At 35.4% G+C, this 25,612-nt stretch carries 17 protein-coding genes; 8 read left to right on the forward strand and 9 right to left on the reverse strand.

Features of this window, described 5'->3' with window-relative positions:
* Window positions 1-27 precede the first annotated feature (27 nt).
* From kduI to GTK47_RS08165, 3 genes are all read left to right on the forward strand, one after another.
* A complete protein-coding gene (gene kduI, locus GTK47_RS08155; RefSeq protein ID WP_098942140.1) occupies window positions 28-858 on the forward strand; it encodes a 5-dehydro-4-deoxy-D-glucuronate isomerase in 831 nt (276 codons plus the stop codon).
* Between the two features lie 78 nt (window positions 859-936).
* On the forward strand, window positions 937-1,692 hold the full coding sequence (gene kduD / locus GTK47_RS08160; protein ID WP_098942141.1) for a 2-dehydro-3-deoxy-D-gluconate 5-dehydrogenase KduD: 756 nt from the start codon (window positions 937-939) through the stop codon (window positions 1,690-1,692).
* A 17-nt stretch (window positions 1,693-1,709) separates the two neighbouring features.
* Entirely contained in the window at window positions 1,710-2,771 is a 1,062-nt protein-coding gene (locus tag GTK47_RS08165; RefSeq protein WP_165122711.1) for a glycoside hydrolase family 88 protein, read from the forward strand.
* A gap of 1,720 nt (window positions 2,772-4,491) precedes the next feature.
* Here GTK47_RS08165 and GTK47_RS08170 read toward each other — a convergent pair.
* From GTK47_RS08170 to GTK47_RS08205, 8 genes are all read right to left on the reverse strand, one after another.
* Window positions 4,492-7,533 carry a chondroitinase family polysaccharide lyase gene (locus GTK47_RS08170; RefSeq protein ID WP_165122712.1) on the reverse strand — a complete coding sequence of 1,014 codons (3,042 nt, stop codon included), beginning with the start codon at window positions 7,531-7,533 and terminating at the stop codon, window positions 4,492-4,494.
* Between the two features lie 54 nt (window positions 7,534-7,587).
* Window positions 7,588-10,653: a chondroitinase family polysaccharide lyase gene (locus GTK47_RS08175; RefSeq protein WP_165122713.1), complete on the reverse strand. Its 3,066-nt coding sequence runs from the start codon at window positions 10,651-10,653 to the stop codon at window positions 7,588-7,590.
* Window positions 10,654-10,664: 11 nt separating this feature from the next.
* A complete protein-coding gene (locus tag GTK47_RS08180; protein WP_165122714.1) occupies window positions 10,665-12,830 on the reverse strand; it encodes an autotransporter outer membrane beta-barrel domain-containing protein in 2,166 nt (721 codons plus the stop codon).
* A 36-nt stretch (window positions 12,831-12,866) separates the two neighbouring features.
* Window positions 12,867-13,751: an OmpG porin family protein gene (locus tag GTK47_RS08185; RefSeq protein WP_165122715.1), complete on the reverse strand. Its 885-nt coding sequence runs from the start codon at window positions 13,749-13,751 to the stop codon at window positions 12,867-12,869.
* A gap of 146 nt (window positions 13,752-13,897) precedes the next feature.
* Window positions 13,898-15,457 carry a sulfatase-like hydrolase/transferase gene (locus GTK47_RS08190; protein WP_165122716.1) on the reverse strand — a complete coding sequence of 520 codons (1,560 nt, stop codon included), beginning with the start codon at window positions 15,455-15,457 and terminating at the stop codon, window positions 13,898-13,900.
* Window positions 15,458-15,783: 326 nt separating this feature from the next.
* Window positions 15,784-16,275 (reverse strand): N-acetyltransferase, encoded by a 492-nt coding sequence (locus tag GTK47_RS08195; protein WP_165122717.1) that lies wholly within the window; start codon window positions 16,273-16,275, stop codon window positions 15,784-15,786.
* 233 nt (window positions 16,276-16,508) lie between these two features.
* A complete protein-coding gene (locus tag GTK47_RS08200; protein WP_165122718.1) occupies window positions 16,509-17,258 on the reverse strand; it encodes a YadA-like family protein in 750 nt (249 codons plus the stop codon).
* A gap of 233 nt (window positions 17,259-17,491) precedes the next feature.
* Window positions 17,492-18,319, reverse strand: coding sequence for a MurR/RpiR family transcriptional regulator (locus GTK47_RS08205; RefSeq protein ID WP_075670703.1), 828 nt, complete (start codon window positions 18,317-18,319; stop codon window positions 17,492-17,494).
* Window positions 18,320-19,334: 1,015 nt separating this feature from the next.
* Between GTK47_RS08205 and GTK47_RS08210 the strand changes: the two genes are divergently transcribed.
* From GTK47_RS08210 to tehB, 5 genes are all read left to right on the forward strand, one after another.
* Window positions 19,335-19,889: a cytochrome b gene (locus GTK47_RS08210; protein WP_165122719.1), complete on the forward strand. Its 555-nt coding sequence runs from the start codon at window positions 19,335-19,337 to the stop codon at window positions 19,887-19,889.
* Window positions 19,890-19,922: 33 nt separating this feature from the next.
* On the forward strand, window positions 19,923-20,501 hold the full coding sequence (locus GTK47_RS08215; protein WP_088494888.1) for a YceI family protein: 579 nt from the start codon (window positions 19,923-19,925) through the stop codon (window positions 20,499-20,501).
* Between the two features lie 233 nt (window positions 20,502-20,734).
* Entirely contained in the window at window positions 20,735-21,817 is a 1,083-nt protein-coding gene (locus tag GTK47_RS08220) for a linear amide C-N hydrolase (protein WP_206535886.1), read from the forward strand.
* A gap of 22 nt (window positions 21,818-21,839) precedes the next feature.
* Window positions 21,840-23,012, forward strand: coding sequence for an NAD-binding protein (locus tag GTK47_RS08225; RefSeq protein ID WP_165122720.1), 1,173 nt, complete (start codon window positions 21,840-21,842; stop codon window positions 23,010-23,012).
* A gap of 78 nt (window positions 23,013-23,090) precedes the next feature.
* On the forward strand, window positions 23,091-23,945 hold the full coding sequence (gene tehB, locus GTK47_RS08230; protein ID WP_165122721.1) for an SAM-dependent methyltransferase TehB: 855 nt from the start codon (window positions 23,091-23,093) through the stop codon (window positions 23,943-23,945).
* Between the two features lie 72 nt (window positions 23,946-24,017).
* Here tehB and clcA read toward each other — a convergent pair whose 3' ends face one another.
* The gene (gene clcA, locus GTK47_RS08235) at window positions 24,018-25,436 is read right to left on the reverse strand and encodes a H(+)/Cl(-) exchange transporter ClcA (RefSeq protein ID WP_165122722.1); all 1,419 of its coding nucleotides are present in this window, start codon (window positions 25,434-25,436) and stop codon (window positions 24,018-24,020) included.
* Window positions 25,437-25,612: the final 176 nt, after the last annotated feature.

The raw sequence follows: 25,612 nt of genomic DNA on the forward strand, positions 1-25,612 counted from the left end.
CCCATCAGTAAAAATGAGGTATTTATAATGGAAATTCGTCAGCCAATTCATAGTGAACATGCTAAAAGGCTTGATACAGAAGGACTCCGCAAGGAGTTCCTGATTGAAAACCTATTCTGTGAAGGGGAAATGAATCTCACTTATAGCCATATAGATCGCATTATTGTTGGCGGTATTGTTCCTACAACACAGCCTTTAGCATTAATGGCGGGTAAAGCCTTAGGCGTTGATTTCTTTTTAGAAAGACGTGAGTTAGGTGCCATTAATATTGGCGGTGCGGGTAAAGTGGTTGTTGATGGTGATGTCTTTGACATTGGCCCTCGTGAAGCAATTTATATCGGAATGGGCGCTAAAAGTGTTGAATTTACCAGTGACAGTGTAGAAACGCCGGCTCGTTTTTATATGAACTGTGCACCAGCCCATCATACTTACCCAACACGCAAAATAACGCAGCAACAAGCATCACCAGAAAAAATTGGTAATGCAGAAAACTGTAACGTTCGTACTATTTATAAATTCTTACACCCTTCAGTTTTGCCAACATGTCAATTATCTATGGGTATGACGGTTCTTGAACCGGGCAGCTTATGGAATACCATGCCTTGCCATACACATGAACGCCGTATGGAAGTGTATCTCTATTTTGATATGAAAGATGACAATGTGGTTTTCCATTATATGGGAGAACCAACGGAAACTCGTCATTTGGTTGTTCGTAACGAGCAAGCAGTGATAAGCCCTAGTTGGTCAATTCACTCCGGTGTGGGCTCAGCATCTTATACCTTTATTTGGGGAATGGTCGGTGAAAATCAGGTCTTCCACGATATGGATCATGTGGCAATGAAAGATCTGAAATAACCATAAATAGTTATATTTTCTTCTTACCCTACATATAAAAAGGTGTGGCTATCAAGCCACACCTAAGAGGTTATTGTTATGAATTTATTCGATTTAAATGGCAAGGTTGCTATTGTTACAGGCTGTAATACCGGGTTAGGCCAAGGCATGGCTATTGGTTTAGCCAAAGCGGGTGCAGATATTGTGGGCGTTGGAATTCAAGATGCACCAGAAACTCGCCAACAAGTAGAGGCATTGGGACGCCGTTTTCATTACATTACGCAAAATCTAATGAAACAAGATGGATTACAAGCGCTGGTGGATGAAGCAATTTCTGTCATGGGGCGTATTGATATTTTAGTAAATAATGCCGGTATTATTCGTCGAGAAGATCTTTTGGAGTTTGGTGAAAAAGATTGGGATGATGTGATTGATATTAACCAGAAAACACTATTCTTTTTATCCCAAAAAGTGGCTCGCCAATTTGTGAAGCAAGGAGAGGGAGGCAAGATAATTAATATTGCTTCTATGCTCTCTTATCAAGGTGGTATTCGTGTGCCTTCTTACACCGCAAGTAAATCCGCAGTAATGGGATTAACTCGCGCATTGGCGACTGAACTCTCTCAGTACAATATCAATGTAAATGCAATTGCTCCGGGCTATATGGCAACAGATAACACGGCTGCTCTGCGTGCTGATGATGCACGTAATGCCGCCATTGTAGAGCGTATTCCTGCTGGACGTTGGGGAACTCCTGAAGATGTTGCAGGTCCTGCGATTTTCTTAGCCTCTAAAGCCAGTGACTATGTTAATGGATACACCATTGCCGTTGATGGTGGTTGGTTAGCTCGTTAATTTCATGGAGAAATAGGATGGAACACGCTAATACAGAGACTTTGCAAAGAGAGCTTGTATTACAAAACATGAAGCGAGTGTATCGTTATCAATCGGCTAATCAAGTTCGCAGTGTTCGTCGCCGTAGTGGTAAAACCCGTTTTATTAAAGACACGGATTGGGAACGTGGTGTTTTATGGAGTTGTGTAAGTGCAGCATGGCAAGCTACACAAGATGAAGAATATCTTAATGGCATATTGAATTACACATTACATACAGGATTTAGAACAGGTCCTAATGCTCGTTTTGCTGATGATCATGTTTGTGCACAAGCTTATCTCGCCATTAGCCCTCTTTTTGAACAATCTGAAGTGATTGAACCAACAATCAAAGCATTTGATATCATGCTCAATGAGCCAAAGCCTGGCCGTGAAGATTGGTGGTGGTGTGATGCGCTTTTTATGGCGCCTCCAGGATTTGCTGCATTAGCTGAAATCACTAATGAGCGACGTTATTTAGATTATATGCACACAGCTTATTGGGATGCTATTGACCATTTACGTGATCCTGAAACAGGGCTTATCTTCCGTGATCATCGCTATATTCCTGATGGCCAAGGCAATGAATTACGAGAAGCTAATGGTGAAAAAGTATTTTGGAGCCGTGGTATTGGTTGGGTTTTAGCTTCGATACCGCGTATCTTAAAATATATGCCTGATGATTATCATGGTCGTGAACGTTATATTGCATTATTCAAAGAATTAGCGACCTCCATCCTAGATTATCAACATGAAGATGGTTTTTGGCGCACCAGTTTACTCGATCCTGATAATTTTCCTGCACCAGAAAGTTCAGCAACAGCGCTATTTTGTTATGGGCTAGCATGGGGAATTAATCAGGGAGTATTAGAGAAAGATGTGTATTTCCCTGCATTAAATAGAGCATGGTCAGCATTACAAACCTGTATTCATGACAATGGCATGATAGGTTGGGTTCAACTTCCTGCATTTAACCCTCGTGAAGTGAAGTTCGAACATAATATGGATTATGGTGCTGGCGCTTATTTATTAGCAGGAAGTGAAGTTTTAAATCTTTTGTAAAATTGCTATAGCTTTGATATTGACGCTTTGTTGTTTTTCTTGCGCTTTACATGCCTTCCGCACAATATTTTCCTATCTAGGATGCCGACCAAAAATAAGGTCGGCTTTTTTATTTTTAATATAATAAGAGGTAATAATAATTTGTTATCTCTTATTTTAAATTTGGGTGCTTAGATAAATACACAATTATTGAAGAAGGAAACTGTGGGGGGGGTCTCCCCCACAAGATTAATATAAAATAATAATTATATTAATCTGAATGGTTAAATATTCATTGTTTTGTATGAATAAATAAGATATTTACTCTCTAATAATACGTGATTTGATATTATCATCGTCACGATCATTAGTCCGATTAAAGAATATTTTTTCATTTCCTCTTGCACTCCGATAAAAATGGAGGCAGAATCAAATTGTCTATGTTTGAGTCCGCCTCGGTGAATATACAATATATTTACCGGGGCTTTTCTCTTTCTGGTGCTTGCAAAATGCTTGAACCAGATTGATCCAAGCACCCGCGCAGAGAATAATAAAATAATCATTGAGCACAACACATTTATTCTCAATAATAAAGCTATCGATTTGTTTTTTCTTTTTTTAATAGTTAATTAATTCGTTAATTGGGATGGGTTATAAAATAAGAAGTTACGGTAATCTGTTACCTTTTATTGTAAATTCGGGTGCTTAGATAAATACACAACTATTGAAAAAGAAAACTGTGGGGGATCGCTCCCCCACAAGATTAATATAAAATAATAATTATATTAATCTGAATGGTTAAATATTCAGTAGTTGGTATGAATAAATAAGATATTTACTCTCTAATAATACGTGATTTGATATTATCATCGTCACGATCATTAGTCCGATTAAAGAATATTTTTTCATTTCCTCTTGCACTCCGATAAAGATAGAGGCAAAATCAAATTGTTGGGTATGATTTGGCCTCGATTAATGTTTAATAACGTAATCGGGGCTTTTCTCTTTCTGGTGCTTGCAAAGTGCTTGAACCAGATTGATCCAAGCACCCGCGCAGAGAATAACAAAATAATCATTGTGCACAACACATTTATTCTCAATAATAAAGCTATCGATTTGTTTTTTCTTTTTTAAATAATTAATTAATTCGTTAATTTTGATAGCTAATAAAATAAGAGGTAACAATAATTTGTTATCTCTTATTTTAAATTTGGGTGCTTAGATTAAACCGTAATCAATTAATGAGAAAACTTCGGGGGAGTGCTCCCCCACAAGGTTAGTGTTTATTATTGATAAACCTAACCTGAACATTTATATACTCACTATTAATAGTGAAATTCTCGATTGGATTATTATAGAATAAAGTTATCAGTAATATCGTGATATTTATACTAATAACAATCACACTAATCAGAGAATATTTGTTCATCTTCTTGACAGCTCCTTTATAAGGAGGCAGAATCAAATTGTTAGGGTTTGAGTCCGCCTCGGTTAATATGAATATATTTTCCGGGGCTTTTCTCTTTCTGGTGATTGCAAAGTGCTTGAACCAGATTGATCCAAGCACCCGCGCAGAGAATAACAAAATAATCATTGAGCACAACACATTTATTCTCAATAATAAAGCTATCGATTTGTTTTTTCTTTTTTAAATAGTTAATTAATTCGTTAACTTATTTTTAATAAAAAAAGAGTCTCGATATTTTTATGTCGAGACTCTTTAGTTTAAAAGTTACGAAATTTACTTAACTAAATTAATAATAGTAGGTGTTGCCTGTATGGTTGTTGTCGTAATAAGAGTGTTGTTATTGTGGTGCTTAATAATAACACCGGGTTGAGGTGTCGTTAATTTCCATATTCCTTTTACGGTAATAGTACTATTTGTTGATTGCGATTCTGCTGTAAGCCAATGACGAGAATAAACACTAACTTCGATTTGATCACCTTTATCATCAAATTGATCTTTTTCTCTACCTTGATATAAATTTAAATCAGGATTAACAATACTTAATGTTAATTGATGATTTTGTATTTTAGCCATGATCATAACAGGCGCATCACTGGATAATAATGTTGCATCCGCTGACTTCAACTTAGTGGCTTCAAAAAAAGCATATCCCTCTTCTTGGGTTATTTTATCTTTTACCGCATGGAGCTGATCATTATGTTGTAATACTGTGTATTCGGGAGCTTTATTATTTTGTGCCTCGATAGCTATTGCATATTCATAATTTGCATTACTCGGTGCCTTACCATGAGAAATAACAGCTGTTGCAAATAATTGTTCTGTTGATTTTGAATTTCTATCATCAAGTGAGAGTTGTTTTTGATAACTAAACTCTACGGTCTGTCCTTTAGTCAGCTTGTATAAATTACCAGCAGGATCAATTAAAGTATCTGCATTATTTAAAGTTAACTGAGTACCTAATTGATTAATCTCTTTGCCATTAATTATCACTGATTGTAATTTAGGAACAGCGAACTGGAATAGTGTTGTTTCTGTCGAATGTTGCTTATCATCATTTTCAATACCTGAGCCTAAAGCGATCACTCTATTATCAAATAAGAAATAGGATTTATTTGCTTTCAAGCTCTGCTGTTGATACTTACTGTGGCCATGTAATTTCATAGCAAACATACTGTTGTTATTTAATGTATTGGCACCAGAATAACTCTCAGTTGAAAGCAGCATTTCTTCAATACCCGCACTAGGTAATTGATTCAGTTTTGCCTCAAGTTCGTTATATGGAAGATGGATTGTGGTTGTTCCCGGATATCGATTCCAATCCCATCCAGCATGGCTAAATCCAGACTGAGTTAAATCAGCAGGAATAATTTCCAATTGCCCATATTGCAAATAGCGTCCATAACGATTGTTATTTTCATAGCTTTCATTACCAACAAGATAGCGACTAAAACCACGAGCAATTGCAAGCCAGCTTTGTTGTGGTGACTGGGCTGATGCTCTGCGTTGTATTGCCATTGATGCGTAATTCATTGCCCATGCACCAACAGGTTCATTTTCAGCCTTAATACCTTCAAAATATGCTTTGTTATCTAATTTTGCATAAGCAGCGGATAATGTGGGATCTAGTTTCTGTTTACCATCAGGAGTTCCTGCTAATGCCATCCATTTAAATGGCTCGATCCCAATTTTATGTAATCCAGTGGGATGGCGGCCACTTAATACCACCGGAATTTGTGTCTCTTTAGTGTATATCCGCATTTTTAACAGAACATCTTTTAAACGCTCATGTGCTGAAATTGATAAGCGAAAAGGCGAGTCACTTAATGCATAAACACTCGGTGCTAAACCTCCAAATGCGTCTTTAGCGTAGGCAGGATAATGTTGTGAATGATGAAAGATAGAACCATCGGATTTAAAACCACCGGCAATGCCTTTTGAACTTAGTATGGTTTTATTGAGCCAGCTTTGCAGTTGTGCTAAAGCTTGTTGGCGTTGTTGATAATCTGGCAACATCAGTAAGCTTTTTATCATCCACTGTAATTGAGTGTTGAGAATATCAACGTTTGCATCAATGATTTCATCATCTTTTTCGAAAATTCGGCCAGTGGCGTTGTACCACATCATTGCTTGTTGAGTAGGGGCTAACAGGTTGTTTTTTGCGAGAATATGACGACCAATAAACCATGCATCAAAAAGCTCTCTGGTTTGATAGCCAACATGAGTAATAATTTGATAACCACTACCTCGTGTAAAACCTTGTTCAAGAACGTAACGAGTTCCTAATAAATAGAGATCTTCTAATTTTTTTCGATCGGTTGCTGATAAGGAATTACTACGTAAGTAAATCGCAGTTTGAAGAAGTGTTTTACCCACATCTCTTAGCATATTAGCATCAAGCAATGCTTGTTTTGTCTCATCACTAAATACACCTTCGACTTTCATAAAGTTTTGCCGGTTAGGATGATCTAGTGCTTTTCCTGTTATTGAACCATCAGCGTGTTGTGTTAATTCTAATTTTTCCCAGAGCGCTAAATTTTTATTTAGCATGTCAGAGGTGATTTTTTTCTCGCTACTAATTCCCTGATAATACTCAAAACGCTGGTAAATTGATGCCATCTCAGATTGATCGTCATGAAATTCGGTATCGAAATTTAGAGTTGGATAATGCGCTTTAAACATCTGATCGTACATCAGTAAAGCACTCCAGTTTTTACTGACCATGGTATTTACTGCATTATTTACGTACGGTGTTTGATAGTCAGGAACTGCCCAACGATTATCTAAAGGTACACTCATAATAATTTGATCAAAAAAGAGAGTTCCTGCCTGATTTGGAGCTGCTATCACTAATTGATCAAATTGACCTGTTGCAGTGCCTTGCATATCACGAAAAGGAACTGCAATACCTCTCCATCCCGTAAAATCAAGTTGAGTATCGAAACTTAATGCAATTTTATTATTTTGTTTAAATGTAAATGTTAATGGGGAAGATTGAGGTTTCTCGTTATAAATCCACATCATAAAAGTGAGTGGTATCGCTGTATTTTTATCATCTTGGTAATTAACAATATTATTTAGTGTTAATGTTGTTTGTGGTTGATATTGCCATTTGAGTGATTGTTCACCATCTTTAGCATGCTGCTTGCTCAGTGATAATTGATTATTATCTGAAGTGGTGAGGGTATTAGGTATTTCACTCTCAAAGAGATAAATATCACCGAAAGTTTCATGGGAAAGAGAAGGTAATGCCTGTGCGGGTAATGATAAACATAAGCTTAATGCTATTGCATGTGCTAAAGGGTTTTTTATTAGCATAATCAGATTTCCTGCAAATAAAAAAGGAACGCAAGTGCGTTCCTTTTAGTGATATCAAGAGAGAGGTGAAAGTTTGATTTCTTGTGGAATACCAAAGTAACTGGTAAACGTTAGTTCAGTGTTATCACCTGAAACGTTATATTTTACGTCACTATTTTTATCATTAGGTTGCCATTTCCCGTTGATGATGACATTGATAGTAACGGTAGTTGCTGCTTTCTGACGTGTCATGTTTAAATCCGGTGTAACAGCACTAACAGTAAGTGTATTTCCTTGATGATGGGTCATCACAATCGCAGGTTTATCAACCTTTTTGATCCATTTATCTTCGATTGAGGCAGATTGATAAAAGGCGTATCCCGTCACGTTGCTGAGTTTATCGTAAATAATATGAACATCTTTATCTTTACGAAGAACCTGATATAACCCATTATTTTCACGGAATTTTTTAGCCATCTCTTCCATTTTTTCAGGAGTCGCATCTAAAAAGACCATATACTCATAACTAGAATCTTTAGGTTGAACACTGTGATCAATCCACGCTGAACTGAAGTTTCCTTCTGTTGATTGACGATTTTTATTTTCAGCCGAAGTCTGGTGTTGACGACTGATATTCACTTTTTCAGCTTGAGTAATTAAATAACCATTACCGTTGCTATCAATTAACCAATCACCTTGTTTTAGTGTTGCTTGATAAGGAAATGCTTCAACTTTTTGCCCATTAATCCAAATGGTATTTAATGATGGCGTTATGGCATGTTGAAATAAGGTTGTTTCAACATCTTTATTCTTATCACTACTATTTATATTGCTACCGATAAAAATTAAGTGGTTATTAGCGGCTAATACACTTTTTTTCGCAGTAAAATTAGGATCAAAACGTTCAAGATTAGCAGGATAAATCAGATCGAATGCCATCATGCCATATTGACCTTCAAGGGCTGACGTTCCGCTAAATCCACGCTCGCCACGTTGCATTAATGTATGAGGTTTAGGGCTGTCTAATTCTTTAAGAGGAAGATGAATTGTGGTTGCCCCTGGCATCCTATTCCAATCCCAACCTTCTTGCTGATAGCCCTGTGAAAGCTGCGAACCATTACTCACTATTTGAGCGACACCATGACTTTGATAACGACCATAGCGGTTATCTTTGTTATAAATTTCCGATGACCAAACATTGGTATTATAAGCTTTCAGTGTCACCATTTTATCTTGCCAGCGATGAATACCAAAAGCCCCGCCATTAAAGGAATAGAAGCCTTGAGGTAAAGCAGCTGGCGCAATAGTTTCCCCAAAAATAGCATTCGATTCACTTTGAGTTTTATCACTAATAGCAAGATAAATAGAAGCGAGTGTTTTATCTGGAGATGGTTTTGCAGACATTGCAAGCCAGTAGTAGCCTTGTGCGACGGATTTTAACGAAGGTGAGTTAAAGGGATGTCGCCCAGCAAGAGGTAATCCAACTTCAGGGTTACTGTAAATCCACGCTGAGACCATTGCTTTTTTCAGGTTATTCCAACCGCTTTCCCCCACTGAAAATGGTGTGCCACGTAGTAAATAAATGAGCTGAGAGGCATTTTTAAAGGCAGGGAAAGAGTAACCTGGATAGTTACCTTCATGGCGCCACGCTGTGCCATCAGGACGTAAACCATCTTTACCGCCTGGTGGTACCTGAGTTAACGCCCCTGTGATGTAATGACTGAAAGTATTAACTAAGTTGATGCGCTTTTGATCATCAGGCTCTAGTAGTAATAAAGCTAAGTGCTGACGAGATAAGGTGTTGAAATAGTCTAAGTCTGAACTATCTGCTCCTACCTTCATATCAAAACTACTTTTAAACTCTCGTGAATACCACAGTAATGAATCATAAACTTGAGTTTGTAGATTTGCTTCTTTTAAGGCATCAGACATTAATAGTGTAGAAATGTACCACCAACGAGAACTGTATCCCCAGTGATGGGTTGTCACTAAAGCACTCCCTTTAACAAAGCCTTGATCTAATAAATGCTTTGTCATTAATAAGTACATCTGCTTTAGTTGCGCCTTTTGCGTGGGATCTTTTTCAAGAACATAAGCACGGCTGATATTAAACATTAATGTTGTGTAGTTACCAAGAATGACATAATTATCAAAAAGTGGCTTATCTTGAGTATTAAGGTTTTCTGGCTGATAAATAATAGTTTGTTTATCCGTGATCAGATGTCGCCCTTGTATTCCACCATCCGCTAAAGTACGAATATTGAGTGCATCAAAGTCACTTTTTAATTTACTAATATTTTCTTCTAACGCGAGATTTGTCTCTTTTTCACCACCGACAAATTCATTAATCAAGCGTTGGCGAATAAGATCAATCGCCGCTAAGTTTTCAGGTGTCACTGGTAACTGAGGTTGCACGTTATGAAATTGGATCTCAGGCTCTGATAAGCGTGTTTTAACTTGATAATCAGACCATTGATAGCGAGCATCATCGATAGAAAACATAATACGATCGATATAGATTTCACCCTGACCTACATTTGATGGCGCTTTAAATCGAATGCTATCGACATTAGCACCTAAAGAGCGGCCAATACTGTCTTGAGTACCATCAGAAGAGGTATTCATTGTATTTAAGGTCATCTCTCGATTTTCAAGATCGTTATTTAAAGAGATCCCAATAGCACGCCAGCCAGTGAAATTTAGTTTTACTTTAAAACCCGCTTGCGCTTCGCTCGTTGAATTCAGCTTCTCTCCAAAATCGATAGTAAGATAGCCATCAATGGGTTTTTCATTATAAAGCCAAAATGATAAAACAGGTGTTGATGCACGTCCCCATGCTTTAGACGCTTCTTTATCTGTTGGGACAATAAGTTTTTTATGCAAAGTAAAACTGCTGCCACCTTTCCATTTCCACAAAAGGGATTGGCTTCCCATAACACTACGCTTATCAGATAACGTCAGTGTTGAGTTTTTATCTGATGAAAAGTCCGCTAATGGGTTACTTTGCGCAAAGTGATAGATTTCTGACTGCATCAGATTTTTAGGATCAAATGCAGGATTGCTGGTAGCTGCAAGTGCGTTATAAGGGGCTGATAATAACCCCAGTGTCACAGCAAGTGCAGTAAAGCGAAATATCGGCATTATTTTTCTCCTTAGAAACGTTGGCTAACGGTGAAGCCAATGCGTCCTTCATTGAATTTGTCATAACGCTGATATCCCATTGTTGTGCCTAAATTTAACGATTGGGTAATATCGAGATTTGCCCCTAATTCAGCACTAATAATGTCGCCACCAACACGATTTCCTTTAATATCGAAGGTACTTCCTCCAGTATTAAAATAAGTGAGGCTATGACGTTGATTAATATTATTGTCACCTGCAATATCTTTGAAATAACGCAGATTAAGGGATGGCGTTAATTTGCCATAAGCGGTTTGATAGCTATTCCATAAAGCAACTGAACCACCTAATTGATTAACAGCATAGCGTTGACCATAAGTTCGCATAGATAATGCAGAGCCTGTTTCTTCCCATGAATCAATATTTAGCCATTGATATTGGTAAGTCAGCATTGGTTTAATATGGATGAAATCAAAATCAAAATAGGTTCCAGCGTTAATTTGATAACCTAATTGCACACCAGAATAGTTGCCTTTTGCTTTGGTATTTCCTTCCCATCCAGTATTACCACCGATATCTCGTTCGCTATCGACAGTGTAATAACCAATATTTAAATTACCGTTTAGGAATAATGTGTCACTATACCAACCGGTGTAAGGCATAAATTCAAAATGGTTAATTTCTTTACTTGCGTTACGTTGTTTGGCATCAGCTTTTGCGTAGTTATAAGCAAAAGAAACACCGATAAGAGCATCTTGATTAATTTCGTAATCAGTACCGATTTGAATGCCTGTGCGGTAAGTGTTGTAACCGTTAACTCCACCTTGATTGCTTTGTGTACCATAACCGTACAGTACATTAGCCCAGCTATTCCAGCCAGCTTCTCTTTCTTCAATAGGTAATTGGTTATCATAGCGTAAATAGCGATGAGCAATATTATTGCGCATATCTTCAACCATGATTAATCCCGCTTGAATATCACTACCATCAGCTATAGGGGCTAAATCATTCGATAATGCAGCAATATTATTATCGTCATTTCCAGCTGCGACTAATAGACTCAGTGCTTCATCTGAAACTTGGCTACGCGTATTATTAAATTCATTTAGTACAGTAGGAATAACAAAGCTAGCTGTAGCTAATCCATTTTCACTGACACCACCGCGTTCGGCAGCACTAATAAAGTTATTACCACCTTCGTAGCTAATACCATAACGCGCAACTAGTTGGTTACCACTAACACCACCGCTAATATTAGGTGGTGTAGTTTCTAGCCATGAATCTGTTTTTTCTAATAAAGGAGAAACATCGGGTGCAATAGCATTTGCATCGGTAACCGTAATCCCAGCTTCATCTTTAATTGCTGAGTTGGAAGAAATTAAAACAATATCTTTATTTATGATGTTATCGACACTGGTGCCTTTAAAATCTAGCTTGGCTTGACTACCTTTTTTAAAGGTGACATCACCGTCAACATGAAGAATAGTTTCATCAGTATTGGTATTATCATCAAGTCGGAAAATTAGCTGGCTATTTTCCTTATTCATGAAATTACCTTCCCAGTGGATCGTTCTATCTTTTCCTTGGATAGTTAAATTACCGTGGTTTTCAATTAAGGGTACACCTGTAATTTTATATCCATCAAATAGAGCATTTTGAGCTCCACCTTGATAAGCGAAATTTATTTTAGTATCTGCATGGCCATTTCCTAAAATATCACCATGGATCTCACCATTTACATCACTTCTAAAACCTGTTTTCAGTGTTCTAAAATCAATAGCTGCGGTTTTTCCACGAATAATGGCACCGTCTCTGATATAAACTCCTGTGCCTCGTTTAGGGAAGTCACCTTCAACCAATATGGCTGTACCATTTTCACTGGACACATTAGCGCCATTTAAGTTGATATTACTGCTAAAAGAAGCCCCATGATTTATTTTGATGGCGCTGGCTCCATCACCAGTAACAGTAATATTTTTTGTAATTGCTTGAGCTTTGTATTCTGTTGATGATCCATTAAATACAACACCATCACCTTGAGAAACAGTAACATCTTTATTTATTTGAGCCGTATTCCCGTCATTAATATTCACAGTTTCACAGATATTTAAAGTAGGATCACATTCTGCCGCCCATGCTGAACCATAAATAGCTGAAAAAATAGCAGTGCTCAAAAATAACATTTTTTTATTTTTCACAATATAACTCCATGAACAATTATATGGTTTTAATTATTAGAATGTTGCTCGGAATGAAACTTTGAAATAATCCTGAGTTGATTTACTACCATCGTTTTTATTTTCAACTCGTTCATTATAATATTCCGTCATGACTCGCCATTGAGGTGATATTTGATAAGCCATTTGTAAGGTATAACGTGTCATATCTTTTTCGATATAAACGCCTTTATTTGTTCTATCTTCTATTTTCCCGAAAATAGATTTACGCATTGATGGAGAAACAATTAATCCTATTGGAGTCGTCCAGTTTACATACATACGTAATTGTTGATTATGGTTTGTTTCTTTTGTGTCGTATTCTTCATGTCGTATTGCTTGTTTACCACCATCAAAATAAGCCACAGTTGTATTAATATTAGGAGTGACAAAATAACGTAGACCAGGTTCAATTTCCCAGCCTAAGTAATCCGTATTTGTGATGCCATTACTGCGTTTGTCTTCTTTCTTTTGTAAGCCAAATAAAACGCTACCCGTTAAAACCCAATCTTTATTAATTGGAAATTGGTAATTGGTTTTTGATTCATAAAAATCAATAGTTAAGCGGCTACCATTATCATAGTTAGTCAGATCTTGACGTACTTTTAAACCGGGTTGGATCCAACCATTATTTAATTTAAAACGATAGCTACCCTGTAAATCATAACGCTGATAGCGATTCTTATTGTCATGCTCACGTTGACGAAAACCAACATCGAAATACCAGTTAGACTTATCTGGATTAATATTAAAATCTACACGATAACCAGCATAGTTATTTGGTGTGTCGTAATCTGCCGTTTCCCAAGAAAACATGGCGTTGACATTAGCTGCTTGAGAATGAAAAGAAGTGAAACCTAAGCCAAGAAGAGGTAAGAAAAGAGCAATACGAAGTTTGTTCATGGTATATATCCAATTCTTTATTCGCTTTTATTTGTGTCAATTTTTAGGTGTAGGACATCTTTCCTTTTATTTTATTAAAAGGATTTTTTATATCAGCGAATTGGGTTTATATATAGCGCCATAAAATTATGGCGCAGATATTTTTATTATTTTTCTTTACATGTCGATATTGTTTTATTTAATTTATTGGTTGTTGCCGTAATGAATTCAGTGGCGCGCCAAGAATCTCCTGTTTTTTCCAACCAAGGGGTTAATTCTTCTTTAATTAATTTCTCAATTAAAGGCATATTATCTTTGGCAATGTTTTTCATTTGATATGGATCGTTCACATTGTCATATAAAGTATATTTCAATGGTTGCCCATCTTGTCTATCTATAACCAAAGTATGAGTTTTGGTTCTTACACCTCGTTTACCAAATGAAGGTTCACCATAAGGAATAAAGAGATATAGCTGAGAGTTTGCTGTGTCGCCTTTGCCTGTGACAACTCTATCTGCAAGATCAGTACCTTCTACTGAATCAGGGATCCATTCTGATAAACCAAGTAGCCCTAAGATAGTCGGATAAATATCAGGTGCTGACATTAATGCATCGTCAGAACCAGGTTTAATTTTACCCGGTAAACGAAACATCATAGGAACACGCATGGATTCTTCATAAGGATTATTTTTTGTTGCCTGTCCATTTGCCCCTAAGCAACTACCATGATCAGAGAAGAAAACAACGAGAGTATTATCTGCAAGACCTTGTTTTTCTAATTCATCTACGATGCGACCAAATTGCTCATCAACACCGTTGACCATCGCCATATATTCTTTGAAATATTGAGGACCATAGCCTTCTTGATATTCAGTATCCCACTGTACATTAGGGCGTGTATTTAGCTCTTTTGACGTCTTACCTTGATAAGCATCGAGGTATTTTTTCGGTACTTGATCATAAGGTGAATGAGGTGGATTCATTGAAACCACTAATGCAAATGGTTTTGAATTATCTCTAAATTGATTGTTTTCATTTTTGAGGAACTTGATTGCCATATCAGCTTCATGTTCAGGCCCCCATTGATCAATGTAAATTGGTTTATCACGAGGTGTATCGTTTGCCCAATACATTGGTTTTAAATGTAAATCGTAGGTGCCATAAGAATACCAAAAATCAAAACCATGGCGTCTATCTGGTGCAGCCCATTCATTCCAATAACGACCTTCCATTGGATTGTTGTAACTTTCAATAAATGGTTCGTAAGGCGCATCAAGGTGCCATTTACCAATATAACCAGTACTGTAATCGAGAGATTTTAAAACATCAGACCAACATTTTGCATAAGGAGATAAATCAATACCTACTTTGCCACCATAATCGTGAGCATTTCCTGTAATACCATTACGAACAGGGTATTGACCTGTCATAAACATGCCACGGAATGGAGAACAAAGAGGGTAGTTTGAAGCCATCTGCGTCATTACTTTGGCTTGCTTCGCAAATTTATTCAAATTAGGTGTAATTGAAGGATCTTCCCCCATAAACTGTAATGCATGAGCACGCATTTCATCTGGGAAAACAATTAATAGATTAGGGGCATTCTCTGGACGCGATCGCGTGTTAGAAGCTGAATATCCTGAATTAGCAATAACAGGGGTAGAAACAGTCATTGCTGCACCGCTGGCTGCGAGTCCTTTGATAAAAGTTCTGCGGGAAACAGTCATTGCTTCCTCCTATTTTACGTTTACTTTCGAATTGGTGTCTTTTATCTTATTTATACTTTTGTATAAGATCAAAAAGTAAGTTAACGAAAGATCAAGAATTGAAAGGGAGATCACAGAATGATGTCAAATTGTAAGCAATTTGACTGCCAAAATAGGAGTTGGAATATTGTTAAGAATAGATTAACTTTTTATTGTTTTATTTATCTTGTTGATTTATATGGTTATTGTTTGTTTTGTGATGGCGGTAGCAAAAATACTTAAAAGCCTCCATTTTTAGCCATAAAGCTGAATAACAGAAAGTGTAAGTATTTTTCTTTCGTTTGTTTTCATTGTCCTTTAATGACCCACCAAGATGTGCCTTTAAACTCAAAATTTTTAACGATCTCCATACCTAATTTTTGATGTGCTTTTAGTGATCGAATATTTTCACTATTCACAAATGCAATAGGATGCCCGCCATGTAAAGAACAGATCTGCTGGTAGAGATCTTTTAATAGGGATTTTCCACGGTGCGATTTATCTATACAAACAGGACCGTAAAACCAATTATTTTGTGTTATTTCTGGAAAATGTTGATTTATAGCTTGAGCAATTGGAGGGATCGAAAAAGAGGTAACAGGAAAGCTAAAAACAACAGCCACAACATTTCCTTGGTAAAGTGCAATGATGGCGTTAGTGCTACTTTGATACATTGCCTCAACTTTATTTAGAGGGTATTCGCCATATAATCCACCTTGCTGAGATTCGGAATTTGCCTGTAATAATAGTGCAACTGCATTAATATCTTTAGCGGTCATTTTTTGAAATATATAATTCATTTTTTATTCCTTTTTTCTCTAGCTTATAATCCTAGTATATAAAAAATAGGCTATATTACAAAAAATATATTAGAGATACTAAAGTTAAACTTATCAATCTCTCTTTGAATGACTTATTTTATTAAATTGATAATTACATTCTTTATAAACAAGCAGTAATATTATTTAGATATTACCGCTTTAATTATAAAGCCATTTTTTAATAATAATCTGATTATAAAAAAGGCGATCGATTACCAACCATAAGCTAATCCACCACCAATAATAATTTCTTTTTCACTATTAATGGAGGAGTTTAATCGAAATGCAATATCGTTATTCGGTTTATATTGTACACCTCCAGCAAATGCTGTGCCTGTTCGATAATTACTAATACCGATCCCGCCACTTAAGGTGTGATGAGTAAGATAAGGAATGCTAGTCATTGCAACAGATGAAGCAATGCCAGCAAATACTTTCTTCTCTAACGCAATAATTACTTTGTCTAAATTTGCAATTGAATCTGTAATTTCAGCCTGTCTTTTCCTGTAATAATGATCAAAATCATTAACATGGGTTTTGAGATCACTGATATCTGTACTGACAGTTCTTTTTAATTGATTGATGGCATTAGTTGTTGTTATTCTATTTTTATCTACCAATTTCTTAGTTTGAATAAGATTTACTGCATCTGTATTATTTTTACCATCACTAATATTGACTAATCGAGAAGTATGATTATTTTCAATATTACCAAATGACACTGTATTTTCTTCAGTTGCTAATGAATTAGCGCCTATAGCAACTGAATGTGTATTTTTAGCTTGGCTATTTGTTCCTATTGCAATTGAACCGTTACCAGATGCTTTACTTTTTTCGCCTAATGAAATGCTTGGAATGTTGACGATTATTGGTTCTTCTTTATTTTCTTTTATTGAATGCGTGTTTGAATAGGAGAGAGTTGGAAATAAGAAAACAATTAAAAATAATTTTTTAAATAGCATTTAATTTAAACCTTTAATAAGCAGTAATGGTATGAATTAATGCTAAATGATTGCTTTTCTCATCACAAATAAAATATTCTGTATTTACTCTTAAAAATAGTTTTAAATAAAATATTAAGATATTTATTATTTGGTTAATAGTTTATGTTATATTCAATTAAATAGCATTTTAAAAATTATTTATTCTATAAAAAACTGCACCTTAATTAAGATGCAGTTTGAGGTAAAAATAATTAACGTTTTTTTCTAAAAGCAAAAGCGACGGAAATTGCTTGTAGTAAACACATTGTTGACGTTTGAGAACGAAAGGTTTTTATTTGAGCTTCTTTAACTGTTAAACAAACATCGCTTAGACTCGCTAATGGGCTAATTGGACTATCAGTAACAATAATCTGTTTTGCTTCTTTGTAAGTCGCCATTTCACACATTTTTTGCATTTCATCTGAATACGGGTGGAAGTGGATGCCAAAGAGCACATCACGATGTGTAATATTTCTCAATTGCTCTTTGTACATCCCACCTAAACTGTTAACAAAAACAGTCTCACAAGGGATATGCGAGAGAGCATGAAAAAAATAACTTGCAGCACTGAATGAGTGATGAAAGCCACAAATATAAATTGTTTCAGCGTGTTCCAGTAATTGTAATGTTTTATTTAACATTTCTCTGTGAGTCTGATTTGCCAATTGTTGCAATGAATGGCTATTTGCTTGCGCAAATTCTTGCAAAATATAGGCAGGCTCATTCAGATTAGGAGGCTCCTCTTTATATTTTTGTTTATAAGTTAAATTTTCATTTTCGTTTACCATTTCATTCATCAGATGATTTTGAAATAATTGTTTCATTTCATTAAAGCCATTGAAATGAAATGCGTTGGCAAAACGAATTAATGTCGATGGAGGAACATTTGCTTTATCTGCAAGGATCGCAATTGTATCAAATGCCACACTGTTTTTATTATCAAGTAGATAATGTGCAACCTGCTGTAGCCTTTTACTTAATCCATTATAGCGGGAGCGAACTTGTTCCTGTAGTTCATTCAGATTTGTTGCAGTAGACATAGTGCCCTCAATAAAAATACTATTGTAATTGTAGTGTTTTTTTCTTGGGATTTGAATGTTTTTAGCTAATAGTAATTAAAATGAAATATAGAGTTAATTCCAAATAAATGAATGACCTAAAGGTAATTATTTGATGTTTAAAACTCTATTTTATTTATTCTTTATTACTTTTATTATCACTTTGTGAAATTAATTTTCTTTATTTGAAATTAAATGAAATTATTATTTCATTTAACTAAGGTGATATTAATAATGATATTGGGTTTATTTGAATGGATTATCTGTATTTAACATTATTCAATTTATATTATTGTAAATTTAACTTAGATTGTTATTTTTATTTGCTAATATTGTCTCTATTTAAAATGTGAAGTGTTTTAATATCTTTGTGCGCGATGATTGATATTTATAATACGACACTTGTTTTATTTGTTAATGATAGTAATTTATCACTATCTTAATTTAAATTTATTTTTATTGGTTGAAATTTTCATATGCAAAACGATCACTCGTGGATTAATTTATTAATGAACTATTGTCATGATCATTACTCAGAAATGATGCCTATTATATTTTTTATTTGTATTGTTGGTATTATTTTTGGTGTTGTACGTGAAATGCGCTGGTTATCCGTTTTTTTTACGATCCCTCTTATTATTATTGTATTTTGCTTAATAAGTTCTAATTTAGGATAAGTTAAAAATACAATTGTTTTTATGGTTGGACAATTGTTGTATTGATCTTATTTCATTTCTTATTTTTACTTCTCTATTTATTCTTTTTATTATGTATATAAACACCTGCCAATACACCTATCTTATTTTGAAAAAAAACCGATCCAACAATGTCATTGATTAGATAATCAACAGAGTGACTAATAAGACCTCATTACTTATTGATTATTATTGATAATGATAAGCAAATTATTTGTTGAATTATGGGCTAACAATTTATTCCTAATATACTAAACTAGATAACATTATTGTAATGAATTTGAAACTATTGGATTTTTATTATGCAATGGCGAAATAACGTGTCTCGCTATGGGCACTTATCGCTCCTTTTACACTGGGGGTCAGCGCTGACTGTCTATGGTATGTTTGCTTTAGGGCTGTGGATGGTGACGCTAGGGTATTATGATAGTTGGTATCATTCCGCACCTGAAATACATAAGAGCATTGGTATTCTTTTATTTATTATTCTGATAGTGCGAGTGATTTGGCGTTGGATCTCACCACCACCTAAAGCTTTATCAAGTTACAGTAAATTGACACGCATTAGTGCTCATATTGCACATATGCTTTTATATTTAATCTTATTTTCTATTTTGATTAGTGGTTATTTAATTTCAACCGCTGATGGACAAGCTATATCTGTATTTGATTGGTTTTCTGTACCTGCCATTTTTACAGGGCAAGCTGAACAAGCAGATTTAGCGGGTGATATTCATCTTTATTTAGCTTGGGCGGTGGTTTTGTTATCGCTATTACATGCCGCTGGTGCTTTAAAACATCATTTTATTGATAAAGATGTCACGTTAAAACGCATGTTAGGAATGCGAACAAAATAATTAAACTTATAAAACGAAATTATGGAGATAACAATGTTTAAGAAAGCTTTATTAGGTTTAACCGCGGGTGCGTTGTTATTTAATGCAAGTACTGCTTTAGCAGCAGATTATGCTATTGATAAACAAGGCCAACACGCATTTGTACAGTTTCGTATCCAACATTTAGGCTATAGCTGGTTATACGGCACTTTTAAAGATTTTGATGGTACATTTAGTTACGATAAAGAAGATCCATCAAAAGACAAAGTTGATGTTGTGATTAAAACAGGAAGCTTAGACACTAATCACGCAGAACGTGATAAGCACTTACGTAGCGCTGATTTTTTTAATGCAAGCAAATATCCTGAAGCCCGATTTGTTTCAACTCAAGTTACTCGTGATGGCGAAAACTATGTAGTTACAGGTGATTTAACATTAAATGGTGTGACTAAGCCTGTTTCATTAAATGCAAAATTAATTGGCGAAGGTACTGATCCTTGGAAAGGTTATCGCGCTGGTTTTGAAGCAACAGGTAAAGTGAATCTGAAAGAGTTTAATTTTAAATCAGACTTAGGGCCAAAATCACAAGAAGCAGAATTAATTATCTCTGTTGAAGGTGTAAAAAAAGCATAATCAAATGTTTTTTTAGGGCAATAAAGCCTCTTATTACCTAGACTATTTATAAACCGATACCTTAATGTATCGGTTTTTTTATGCACAATTATAATGAATGATCTTATACTTAAGTACTACTTCTTATTTTTAATAGGATTAATATTTATGTTGAGGCTTTATCTATTTTAAGCCCGTGCAAAGAAAGATCATAACAAAGAAGCCATCCATTTGTTTAACAGGAAAGAGCAATAATGAAAAAATTACGCCATACTTTTTTGGGCACTCTACTTATATCTGGTTTTTTTACAGTAGGTATTGCAGATGTTGATGCATGTACTCGACTTGTTTATTTAGGTGATAATAACCAAGTTATCACTGCCCGCTCAATGGACTGGAAATATGACATAGGAACCAATTTGTGGGTGTTTCCACAAGGAATGCAACGCTCAGGAGAAGCGGGTGATAACTCAATAAAATGGATATCTAAATATGGAAGTGTGATCGCATCAGGTTATGATATTTCTACTACAGATGGTATGAATGAAAAAGGTTTAGTGGCTAATTTATTGTGGTTGGCGGAATCAGATTACCCAGTATATACCAAAGAAAAACCGGCGATTTCAATTTCTGCATGGGCGCAGTATGTGTTAGATAATTTTGCTTCAGTTGAAGAAGCTGTCAATGCATTAGACAGTGAGCCTTTTATTGTATTAACAGATAAAGTTCCTGGACAAGATAGAATGGCAACGTTACATCTCTCGCTTTCAGATGCAACGGGAGATAGCGCCATTATTGAATATATTAATGGTAAGCAAGTGATTCATCACAGCAAAGAGTATCAAGTGATGACGAACTCTCCTATTTTTTCAGAACAATTAGCGTTGAATAGTTATTGGCAACAAATTGGTGGAACTGTGATGTTACCGGGGACTAATCGAGCCTCAGATCGTTTTGCTAGAGCTTCTTTTTATGTGAATGCCATTCCTAAAGCTCAATCGAGCAAAAAATCTCTCGCTAGCGTATTTGGTGTGATCAGAAATGTATCAGTGCCTTATGGATTGAGTACGGCTGAATCACCAGAAATTTCATCCACACGCTGGAGAACGGTCGCTGATCATAAAAACCAATTATATTTTTTTGAATCAGCATTATCGCCGAATACTTTTTGGGTTAATTTAAAGGAAATTGATTTTTCAAAAGAGAGTGGGAAAGTGATGACATTGCCATTAGGTGAAGAGCAGTCGATAATTTATTCTGCGAATGCGACAAGTCATTTTAAACCCGCAGAACCTTTTAAATTTCAAGGATTAGATAATATTCCTTTAAATAACTAGCTGAGTATTTACGATATTTAATATGAAATTATCCGCAATACTGAATGTAATAGAGACATCTAAAGTGACAAGAAAAATGATGTCTTTATTACTTATCTTAAATGGTGTTTTTATCATTTACTCTATTTTGCTGTCTCGTGGTATTTATCTGGATTGGGAAATTCATGGGTTTTCAGCATGGCTTAAATCTTTAGGTGTATTAAAACTTCTTGATATACCCAAGGTTATGTTAGCTTGCGCATTGATCTTGCTTTCAATATTCATGTATTTGGGCGCTAGAATTGCGTGGTGCGTCTCTTTGATTTTACTAGCCACCATTATTTTTCTTGATGTCGCTGTTTATCAACAAATGGATTTTCAATCCTATTTTTCTTTTATTTTAGCGATTGGGCTGTTAATAAGTTGGCGTGCATTTCCGCATCATAGTTTAACTAGTGCTGGCTTTGTGGCTTTTATCTGTATCCTTTCTTTACTGTTATTCTCAATGCTGGGAAGTCTTTATATTGGTGATGAGTTTAAACCACATATAACAACGCTTATGGATGCGTTCTATTTCTCTATTGTCTGTATGACGACACTAGGATTTGGCGATATTGTGCCAGTTAGCACAAATGCACGTATTTTTACTCTTACTGTTGTTATTTTGGGAATAACTGTTTTTACTACGTCCATAGTGTATGTCATGGGATTTCTTGCGCGTGGTACTCGCGATATTGTTAAGAAAAGGATCGCTAAAATGCATAATCATTTTATTATTATTGGTTCATCAGCATTAGCTTCTCAATTAGAAAAAGGGTTAAGAGAGCAAGGAAAACAGGTTATTGCGATTTGTATCGATAAAAGCAAAGCCTCTTATGACGCGCAAGCCAATATTATTGAAGGCGACCCTACTAATCTTAAAACATTACTATCTGCCAATATTGCGAAAGCAAGTTGGGTGGTGACTTTATCTGAAAGTGATGCAGAAAATACCTTTATTTTACTGACTATCCAAGAATGTTCTAATGTCGATGCCAAATTGATCACTATTATTAATCAAGATGAAAATAGAGAAAAAATCAGTCGGTTGCGCCCAGATATGCTGTTTTCTTTAGCATCATTAGGTAAAGAAATTATGATGAAAGTTTTGTGTGGCGAATCTATTTCTTCATCAGATGTGACTGATTTGCTTTTAAACAAATATTTAAAATCATAATTTTGATAAAACCATCTTTACGAAAGATAATGATTACCATAAGATGTATTTAAAATGCATCTTAATTGAGGTTGAATTATGGAACTTGTAAGTTATAAAACAATGCCAGAGTGGACTCGTATATCCATTCCTTTAGCGTTATTAGAGCGTCACAATACAAAGGAAGGCACTTATGCCCAAATGCGGGTATTGCAAGGTAACATGACATTTATTGTTTTTAATGAGGATGGTTCACAGATTTCAGTGGAGTGTGATACTGAAAATCAGCCACCTTTAATTCAACCTCAACAGTGGCATAAAATAGATAAAGCGAGCGATGATGTTCGTTGCCAACTCTCTTTTTTATGTGCTCCAGAAGATAAGCTATTTAAAGAAAACGACTTATCATTACCACATTCTGAAGTACGTTATATGGCAACATTTACCCAGCCTTGTAAGGTGTTAGATTTAGGTGCTGGTCGTGGTCGAAACAGTTTCTATTTGGCATCTCAAGGCTATGATGTAACTGCGTTAGATATTAATGCCACGCATATTGATGCTATTGAAACGGTTAAAACCAAAACAGGGTTAGCGGTAAAAAGTGGCTTATATGATATTAATGAAGCTTCGCTGACAGATAAATACGATATTATTCTTTCAACTGTTGTTTTGATGTTCTGTCAACGGGAACGTATTGAAAGTATTATTAAAAACATGCAAGAATGTACCAACTCTAACGGTATTAATGTGATTGTTTGCCCTGTTGAAACGCCAAATAGTGATCCTGCTGAAATTCCATTTAAAACATTTTTACATCCAAACGAATTAGCTGATTATTATAAAGACTGGGAGATTATTAAATATAATGAAAACCCAGGGCATCTACATAAAACAGATGCAAATGGCAATCGTATCGCCCTAAACTTTGCTACTTTAATCGCACGTAAAAAATAGTTAAGTACAATCATCTCTTTTTAAATACCCCAAATAATTGGGGTATTTTTTTATCTGTTTAAGCGAGTTTTATTATTGTGGTAATTTATCACTTTTAATGTCATCGGTTTGGTTTGCTTGTTCTTTTGCCTCAGATTTTTGCAATATTCGTTCTAATAAAACCGTATAAATAGGGCGACCACCTAATAGTTGTGCCAACATTGTTGCACCTAAACAAGTAATGATCATCGGTAGGATAAGTTGATAATTATCAGTCATTTCTAATACAAGGACGATCCCAGTTAGAGGTGCTCTTACAGTTGCCGCAAATAAAGCGCCCATTCCTGCAATAGCAAATGTACCAATTTGAATTTGATAATCAGGGAAAAGTAAGGTTGCAGTTAATCCGAAGGCACTACCAAATAGCGTGCCTAATGCGAGAGTTGGGGCGAATATACCGCCAGGAGCACCAGAGGCAAAACTAATAATAGATGTTATAGTTCGTAAAACAAAGAAAAGTAATAGCGCGATAAGAGAATATTGCCCTGTGCTTAATGCAGGAATAATACTAAATCCACCACCGGTTATTTCAGGAATAATTAATGCTAATAAGCCACAAAGCCCACCTATGATCCCACCTGTTAAAACAAAACGTGATGTTTTATCTTGATAAAAATGTTGAAACTGGGTTTGAACATAAAAAAGTAATTTGCTGAAAATAACACCAATAATGCCAAATAACATACCCAAAACTAAATATAGCCAGAGTGTATTTAGTGGTGCAGATGAAAACTTACCGATATGAATGACACCGCCTTCACCATTAAATAGGCGAAAAACAATGCAAGACATAATAACGCCAATAAAGACTGCTTTAATTGAAATAAGACTATATTTAAATTGAGGACGCATCTCTTCAATAATAAATAAAATACCAGCTAGAGGGGCATTAAAAGCTGCGGTTAATCCTGCTGCGGCTCCGGTAGCTAATAGAGTATGGCGTGACTCTTTATCTTTTACTCTAGAAATATCATTTACGAGCTGGCCGATATTGGCACCCAATTGTACTGTTGGACCTTCTCGTCCTAATACCATACCAGAACCTAACGTCCCAATACTGGCAATAAATTTTACAGGCAATACTCGCCACCAACGAACAGGGCGAATATCTATCATGGCACCTTCAATTTCAGGTATTCCTGATCCCCCTGATTCGGGTGAAAATTTCTTGACTAAATAGTATCCCAGCATTGCCAGAATAGAGGAAAAAAGTAATGTACAGATCGCTAGAATATAAGGATTAGTAAAGGTTTTAATAAATTCTTCTTGTCGAAAATGAATCACCCAACTAACACTTTTTTCAAATAAAACACCCACTAGTCCAGCCAAAGAGCCAACTACAGCGGACAATAACAGGATCTTTAGTGGCGCAAGATTGGTTTCCTGCGCTTTTCTGAACAGATTAAAACGTCGTTCATTTTGGCTGTTTTGTACTGATTTATGATTATGCATAACTTTGATTAAAGTATTGTAACGATGAACCTAATGATAGCGTAATTTAATAATGAAGTGATATTTCTCACATAACTAAGCCAATTTTAGAGTTAGTTGTTTTTTTTTCTAGCATATTTTCTCTTTTTCATCTTTAGTGTAATTGATAACAAAAAATACATATTTAGATAACATTT

Origin of the sequence: Proteus sp. ZN5 (genome assembly GCF_011046025.1) — a bacterium.
Lineage (GTDB): Bacteria > Pseudomonadota > Gammaproteobacteria > Enterobacterales > Enterobacteriaceae > Proteus.

What these genes read in the sequence shown, in the direction of transcription:
- GTK47_RS08170 (WP_165122712.1), bottom strand. Translation starts at nt 7,533, where the DNA reads ATGCTAATAAAAAACCCTTTAGCACATGCAATAGCATTAAGCTTATGT.
- tehB (WP_165122721.1), top strand. Translation starts at nt 23,091, where the DNA reads ATGGAACTTGTAAGTTATAAAACAATGCCAGAGTGGACTCGTATATCC.
- GTK47_RS08165 (WP_165122711.1), top strand. Translation starts at nt 1,710, where the DNA reads ATGGAACACGCTAATACAGAGACTTTGCAAAGAGAGCTTGTATTACAA.
- GTK47_RS08210 (WP_165122719.1), top strand. Translation starts at nt 19,335, where the DNA reads ATGCAATGGCGAAATAACGTGTCTCGCTATGGGCACTTATCGCTCCTT.
- GTK47_RS08215 (WP_088494888.1), top strand. Translation starts at nt 19,923, where the DNA reads ATGTTTAAGAAAGCTTTATTAGGTTTAACCGCGGGTGCGTTGTTATTT.
- kduI (WP_098942140.1), top strand. Translation starts at nt 28, where the DNA reads ATGGAAATTCGTCAGCCAATTCATAGTGAACATGCTAAAAGGCTTGAT.
- GTK47_RS08175 (WP_165122713.1), bottom strand. Translation starts at nt 10,653, where the DNA reads ATGCCGATATTTCGCTTTACTGCACTTGCTGTGACACTGGGGTTATTA.
- GTK47_RS08200 (WP_165122718.1), bottom strand. Translation starts at nt 17,258, where the DNA reads ATGCTATTTAAAAAATTATTTTTAATTGTTTTCTTATTTCCAACTCTC.
- kduD (WP_098942141.1), top strand. Translation starts at nt 937, where the DNA reads ATGAATTTATTCGATTTAAATGGCAAGGTTGCTATTGTTACAGGCTGT.
- GTK47_RS08195 (WP_165122717.1), bottom strand. Translation starts at nt 16,275, where the DNA reads ATGAATTATATATTTCAAAAAATGACCGCTAAAGATATTAATGCAGTT.
- GTK47_RS08220 (WP_206535886.1), top strand. Translation starts at nt 20,735, where the DNA reads ATGAAAAAATTACGCCATACTTTTTTGGGCACTCTACTTATATCTGGT.
- GTK47_RS08190 (WP_165122716.1), bottom strand. Translation starts at nt 15,457, where the DNA reads ATGACTGTTTCCCGCAGAACTTTTATCAAAGGACTCGCAGCCAGCGGT.
- GTK47_RS08205 (WP_075670703.1), bottom strand. Translation starts at nt 18,319, where the DNA reads ATGTCTACTGCAACAAATCTGAATGAACTACAGGAACAAGTTCGCTCC.
- clcA (WP_165122722.1), bottom strand. Translation starts at nt 25,436, where the DNA reads ATGCATAATCATAAATCAGTACAAAACAGCCAAAATGAACGACGTTTT.
- GTK47_RS08185 (WP_165122715.1), bottom strand. Translation starts at nt 13,751, where the DNA reads ATGAACAAACTTCGTATTGCTCTTTTCTTACCTCTTCTTGGCTTAGGT.
- GTK47_RS08225 (WP_165122720.1), top strand. Translation starts at nt 21,840, where the DNA reads ATGAAATTATCCGCAATACTGAATGTAATAGAGACATCTAAAGTGACA.